Origin of the sequence: Nostoc sp. FACHB-888, from assembly GCF_014696655.1 — a bacterium.
Taxonomy (GTDB): Bacteria; Cyanobacteriota; Cyanobacteriia; order Cyanobacteriales; family Nostocaceae; genus Nostoc.
Window position 1 is genome coordinate 1 of the sequence record NZ_JACJQM010000407.1, and the last position, 1,878, is coordinate 1,878.

General features: G+C 44.8%; 3 protein-coding genes. All 3 read right to left on the minus strand.

The annotated features are described in order from the left end of the window. Window positions 1–239: 239 nt before the first annotated feature. Complete coding sequence (locus H6G26_RS41440) at window positions 240–797, minus strand: DsbA family protein (RefSeq protein WP_190737928.1); 558 nt, start codon at window positions 795–797, stop codon at window positions 240–242. A gap of 221 nt (window positions 798–1,018) precedes the next feature. Further along, entirely contained in the window at window positions 1,019–1,642 is a 624-nt protein-coding gene (locus H6G26_RS41445) for a response regulator transcription factor (RefSeq protein WP_190737930.1), read from the minus strand. After that, on the minus strand, window positions 1,639–1,878 hold a 240-nt coding region (locus H6G26_RS41450), incomplete at its 5' end, for an ATP-binding protein (RefSeq protein WP_347242606.1). The genes H6G26_RS41445 and H6G26_RS41450, both read right to left, overlap by 4 nt.

Genomic DNA, 1,878 nt, shown 5'->3' on the forward strand with positions numbered 1-1,878 from the left:
CAGAATTATTCTTGCCTTGTACTAATAAATGCGGCATAGAATTATCCTCAATGAAATACTGATTTGTAATTGACTAAATCAATACGAAAGAATTCAGTTGTTGGCATGGTAATTTTTGGCATGGTTCAAAAAGCGGCAGTTTTGTTCAGCGAAACAGGCAAAATCTAGCTATCAAAATTTGATAGCTTATAGCACTTACAGACAAGTCAGATATGAATTGAGAGCAAACATCGGGGAACTTAATGACTTGCAGCAATCATGGCAGCCATCAACTCCGTCGTGTTCCAGCGCTCGGTATACCGAATTCCATTGATAAACAGGGCTGGGGTAGTCGTCACTCCACTCTCTATTCCGCCTTCGATATCTTCATTGATGCGATCGACATACACTTGTTTAGACAACTCTTTGAGAAATTGAGGAATGTCAAGCCCTAAATCATTGGCGTACTCGACAAGATAACCGTTCTCCAACCTTTGTTGATGGTCAAATAAAGTATCGCTCATTAACCAAAACTTTCCTTGGGCGGCGGCGGCAACGGCTGCTTCGGCTGCCCGTTGAGCTTGGGGATGAATCTGTGCTTGCGGAAAATGACGGAAGATAAAGCATAAATCATCTTCTCCAAAAGAAGCACTAAGTTCTCCTTTGAGCACTTTAATCAGCTTGTAAATATCCGCACTTTTAGAGCATTGATAGTCTCCATACATCACCAGCACGACCTTAGCACTCAGCACACCTTGCATCCAATCCTGGGTTGAAGGGGGTACAAGTAAGGAACTGTGGCTACGATCGTCGTTCATTTTTCTACATTTACATCAAGCATGGAACCTTGCAATTTACTTATTCAATCCACTGATTGCATAACTGTTTGCATAAATTCAATATAGGAGATCGCCTTCAAGCCGTCGTCTATAGCAAGTTAAAATTTTTACAGTATAAATTGATAGAGCAACCCTTCCATCGTGAAGTAGAAGGCTGGTTCTAACTCAAGTTAGAATCCCAATTCTATCGAAAGTACATCTCATAAATTAACAATGCCGCGTTTAACGGCAACAATTACAGCTTGGGTGCGATCGCTGACATCTAACTTATTCAAAATCCGATTAACATGAGATTTAACCGTGCCTTCACCGATACTCAAAGCAGCCGCAATATCGGCATTGCTCATTCCCTGCGCCAGTGAGCCGAGTACTTCTAGTTCTCGTTCACTCAGTTCTGGATTGCTGAGGTGCTGTACCAACTTTGCTCCTACATCGGGCGGAATATACTTCTGACCCCGGTGAACGGTACGAATAGCATTCAGAAGCTCGTCAGGTTCAGTTTCTTTCAACAGATATCCTTTTGCGCCTGCCTGCAATCCCCGATAGATATCTTCGTCACTATCATACGTGGTCAGTACAATAATCCGAGCAGATTTAGCAGTAGCACAAATTGCAGCGATGGCGGCAACCCCCTCCACTTCAGGCATTCGGAGATCCATTAGCGTGACATCCGGTTGGTGTTCCCTAAATAGAGCGATCGCTTGTTTCCCATTTTCGGCTTGGGCAATCACCTGCATATCTGGGTCACGGTTAATAATCGTGGCTAATCCTTGCCGAAAAATAGCATGATCGTCCGCAATCAGAACCCGAATGGCTTGGCTCATTGTGATGCCTCCCGATCGACAGTAACAATCATCTCTGTTCCTTCTCCAGGTTGACTCCGAATCGTGAGTTGTGCGCCGATGCGCTCTGCCCGTTCGCTCATGCCGAGTAAGCCAAAACCCGCATAGGCTGTAATATTCCCGACTCCAAAGCCCTGTCCATTGTCCTTCACGCGCAAGCAAACCTGATCGCGATCGTAAACTAGCTGCACTCGGATTTCGTCAGCATTGGCGTGTCT